The sequence below is a fragment of the Streptomyces sp. PU-14G genome, from assembly GCF_041028275.1.
In the GTDB taxonomy this organism is placed as follows: Bacteria; Actinomycetota; Actinomycetes; order Streptomycetales; family Streptomycetaceae; genus Streptomyces.
In genome coordinates, this window is record NZ_JASKYT010000496.1 from 1 (window position 1) to 3,769 (window position 3,769).

Consider the following 3,769-nt stretch of genomic DNA (forward strand, 5'->3'; position numbering starts at 1 on the left):
GGTGGGCCCTGGTGGGGGGAGGTCCTGGGCGCCCAGCGGCGTGCGAGGGCGGCGCACGCCACCAGTTGAAGAAGGTGGTAGACCATCAGCGGCAGCACCACGAGGCCGACCTCCGACCCCGCGAACAGCACCGTCGCGAGGGGAAGGCCGGTGGCCAGACTCTTCGTCGAGGCCGAGAAGACCATGGTCACGCGGTCCTGCCGCTCGATGCGCAGCCACCGTGCCAGCTGGGCGGCAGCACCGAGCGCCACGGCCAGCAGCGCCACGCTCAGCACCAGCAGCGCGAGCAGCCGCCAAGCGGAGAGGCGGTCGAAGATCCCGCTGTTCACGCTGGAGCTGAAGGCCGCGTAGACGACGAGCAGGATGGCACCCCGGTCGCACACCGTGGTGAGGGCCCGATGCCGCCTGATCCACCTGGCGATCCAGCGGCGCGCGAGCTGTCCCAGCGCGAACGGGGCCAGGAGTTGCGCCCCGATGCTCAGCATCTGCGCGGAGGAGAACCGCACTTGGCCGTCGGCTGCGCCGTGCAGCAGCAGCGCGGCGAGCAGCGGGGTGAGGAACACACCGAGCAGGCTGGAGAACGAGGACGAGCAGATGGCGGCGGCCACGTTGCCCCGGGCCAGGGAGGTGAAGGCCACGGCGGACTGCACGGTGGAGGGCAGCAGGCACAGGAACACCACGCCGGTGGCCAGCTCGGCGGGCAGCACCCTGGTCGGCAGCGCCTGCGCCGCCAGGCCCAGCAGGGGGAAGAGGACGAACGTGAAACCCAGGACCGGCAGGTGCAGCCGCCAGTGCCGCAGTCCCGCGAACGCGTCCCTCGGTGAGAGCCGTGCGCCGTAGAGGAAGAACAGCAGCCCGACGGCGACGCTCGTCGCGGCACCGACCGTCTCGGCGGGCGTGCCGCGGGCGGGCAGCAGCGCGGCCAGCGCGACGGTGCCGAGCAAGGCGGCCACGTACCAGTCCATGCGGCGCATCACCGCGCCGAGCCGGTTCACCGGCATGAGCAGCCCTCTTCGGGGGCCGCCTGGAGTCCCGTGTCCCGGGAGCCGGACACGTGCTGTTCGACGGCGCCGCCTCCGCCGTCGTGGTCGCTGCCCGCGGTGCCCTTGCTCAGCGGGGCCAGCGTGTTCAGGGTCCGGTCCACTTCCAGCCATGAGTCGGCGTCCGTGTTGTCGATCCTGATCAGCGACGGTCCGCCGGGCGTCTCCGTGCCGCTGCCGTGGGCGCCGGCGGCCCATGCGGTGCCGCCCGCGGTCCCTCCCGCACAGAGCAGGCCGACGGCGAGCGCCACCGCGTGCGTCGCCTTTGCCGGGGTGAGGGCCATCCCTTGCGTCCTTCCGGTCGGGTCCGGCCGCACGTCGGCGCAGGCGCCCTGCGCGGGGCGCCTGCGCGCGGTGCGTGCGGGTGTGCGGAGTGTGCGCGGGGAAGTCCCCGCGGATTACTGCGGATACCTGCGGTACTCGCGGATACCTGCGGATCTCTGTGGATACCTGCGCCAGGTCCGCGAGCTCAGACGGAGACGAGCGCGGAGGCCGGCGGGTGGTGGCGGCTGATGTTCTTCTCCAGCAGCTCGGTGGAGGCCCGTACGCCGATCGAGCCGGGGGTGAGGAAGGCGGGAAGGCGTCCGTCGGCCGCCTTGAGCTCGCCGAGCGCGGTGTCGATCGCGCTGTGCGCGGCGAAGAGGCAGGGGGTGCTGTAGATCGCCACCTGGCACTCCAGCTCCGTCAGTTCGGTGAGGGAGAGCCTGGGCGACTTTCCGCCCGCGATCTGGTTGAAGAGCAGCGGCTTGTCACCGATGACCTTCCGGATGCGGCGGATCCACTCGATACTGCGCACCCCGTCGACGAGGACGACGTCGGCGTCGGTTTCCGCCAGGGCCTCCGCCCGGCGCAGGATGTCCGCCTCCTCCGTGGCGTCGGTGCGGGCGACCACCACGAGGTCCTGCCTGCTCTCCAGCACGAGGTTCAGCTTCTCGAGGTACTCCTCCAGGGGAAGCACCAGCTTCCCCTCCGCGTGGCCGCAGCGGCGCGGCCGTTTCTGGTCTTCCAGGATGATCCCCGACGCGCCGATCCTCTCCAGCCGTTGGACGACGTGGCAGGCGACCTCGGGGTCCACATAGCCGTCGTCGATGTCGACCAGGAGGTGCTGGGAGGGGAAGGCCAGGCGCAGCCGTTCCACGAACGCCACCATGTCCGGCCAGGCGATGAAGCCGATGTCGGGGAGTCCGTAGTGCGACGCGGCGAAGCCGAATCCCGACACGAAGAATCCGTTGTAGTGCTGGGCGGCGACGGACGCCGAGTACATGTCGTAGACGCCGATGAGCGGAGTGGTTCCGGGGGAGCGGACTTCCTCGCGCAGCGCGTTTCCGTGGCGCATGGCGCGTCCTTTCGGGGAGGGAGGGAAAGGAGGTGGAGCACACCGGTGTGAGCCCGGGCAAAGGGTCAACCGACACCTTGCGGGCATGCGCATACCTATACAGAACATTACTGTTCATTTACTCTCCGACACACGCACGTGCCCCCTGGTCGGCCGAGCGCCGGACCCCGCGCAACCGGCTGCCCCTCGCCGACCTGCACGGACGGTCTACTCCGGTGGCCGGAACCCCAGTGTGGGAACCGCTCGCCTCGGCGGGGCCGACGCCGCGCAGCCGGTGAGAATGCGGTCCAGGAAGGCGTAGTGCCCGCAACCGGGCTGCTGGGAGCCCACCTGGCGCCACCAGGCCGCGATCTCGGGCCAGCCGGGCGCGGAGAGGGAGCCGCCGAACTCCTGGACGGACAGGGCGGCCGTCAGCCCGGCGAAGGCGAGCCGGTCGGCGAGGGGCCAGCCCGCCAGGCTGCCCGTGACGAAGCCGGCGACGAAGACGTCCCCCGCGCCGGTCGTGTCCAGCGCCTCCACGGCGACCCCCGGCACGCCGACCGCCTCACCGGTGCGGGCGTCGACGGCGTACGCCCCCTCGGGTCCCATCGTGACCACTGCCAGCGGCACATGCGCGGACAGCGCGTGCGCGGCGGCGCGCGGGCAGTCGGTCCCGGTGTAGCGCATGGCCTCGGCGGCGTTCGGCAGGAACGCCTCGCAGTGGGGCAGTTCGGCCAGCGCCGCCAGGTCCCAGCGGCCGGTCTCGTCCCAGCCGACGTCGGCGAACACCCGGCTGCCGCGCCGGGCCGCCGCCGCGATCCACTTCTGGGGCCGCCCCGGCACGAGCGAACCCACACACGCGGTGGCGGGGGGCGGACACTCCGGCGCCTCGGGGTCGTACGCCCCGTCAGCGGCCTCGCCCGCCGTCCCGGCCGCCCCACCGTTCCGGGGCGGCGCCTCGTGGCCGTGGGAGATCATCGTGCGCTCGCCCTCGTAGGCCATGGAGACCGTCACGGGGGAGTGCCAGCCCGGCACGGTGTGGGACAGGGACAGGTCGATGCCCTCGCCGGACTCCAGCTCCTCGCGGCAGTAGTCGCCGTACATGTCGTCGCCGAAGGCCGCGGCGAGCGAGGTGCGCAGCCCGAGCCGGGCGAGCGCTGTGGCCATGTTGGCGATGCCGCCAGGAGAGGACCCCATGCCCCGTGCCCACGACTCGGTCCCCCGCACCGGGGCCGCGTCCAGTCCGGTGAAGACGATGTCGAGGAAGACGGTCCCGGTCAGATACACGTCGCAGTCGGGGCCGCCGGGCTCACGGACGGCGGCCAGCGGGTCGAAGAGCGGCCGGGAGAGGGCGGCGCGGGGTGCCTGCCACGGACGGGGACAGCGAGTTGACGAAGGGTGAGCACGGTGAGCA

The 3,769-nt window shown here is 72.3% G+C and carries 4 protein-coding genes; all 4 read right to left on the reverse strand.

Features of this window, described 5'->3' with window-relative positions; translation table 11 throughout:
- A partial coding sequence (locus AB8Z75_RS32215) for a bile acid:sodium symporter family protein (protein WP_369208248.1) occupies positions 1–1,001 on the reverse strand: 1,001 nt, incomplete at its 3' end.
- On the reverse strand, positions 992–1,324 hold the full coding sequence (locus tag AB8Z75_RS32220; RefSeq protein ID WP_369208250.1) for a hypothetical protein: 333 nt from the start codon (positions 1,322–1,324) through the stop codon (positions 992–994). The genes AB8Z75_RS32215 and AB8Z75_RS32220, both read right to left, overlap by 10 nt.
- Before the next feature lie 185 nt (positions 1,325–1,509).
- Complete coding sequence (locus AB8Z75_RS32225) at positions 1,510–2,376, reverse strand: oxaloacetate decarboxylase (RefSeq protein WP_369208252.1); 867 nt, start codon at positions 2,374–2,376, stop codon at positions 1,510–1,512.
- Between the two features lie 207 nt (positions 2,377–2,583).
- Positions 2,584–3,681, reverse strand: coding sequence for a carbohydrate kinase family protein (locus AB8Z75_RS32230; RefSeq protein ID WP_369208254.1), 1,098 nt, complete (start codon positions 3,679–3,681; stop codon positions 2,584–2,586).
- Positions 3,682–3,769 lie beyond the last annotated feature (88 nt).

Coding starts and splice junctions, on each gene's coding strand:
- AB8Z75_RS32220 (WP_369208250.1), bottom strand. CDS start 1,324: ATGGCCCTCACCCCGGCAAAGGCGACGCACGCGGTGGCGCTCGCCGTC.
- AB8Z75_RS32225 (WP_369208252.1), bottom strand. CDS start 2,376: ATGCGCCACGGAAACGCGCTGCGCGAGGAAGTCCGCTCCCCCGGAACC.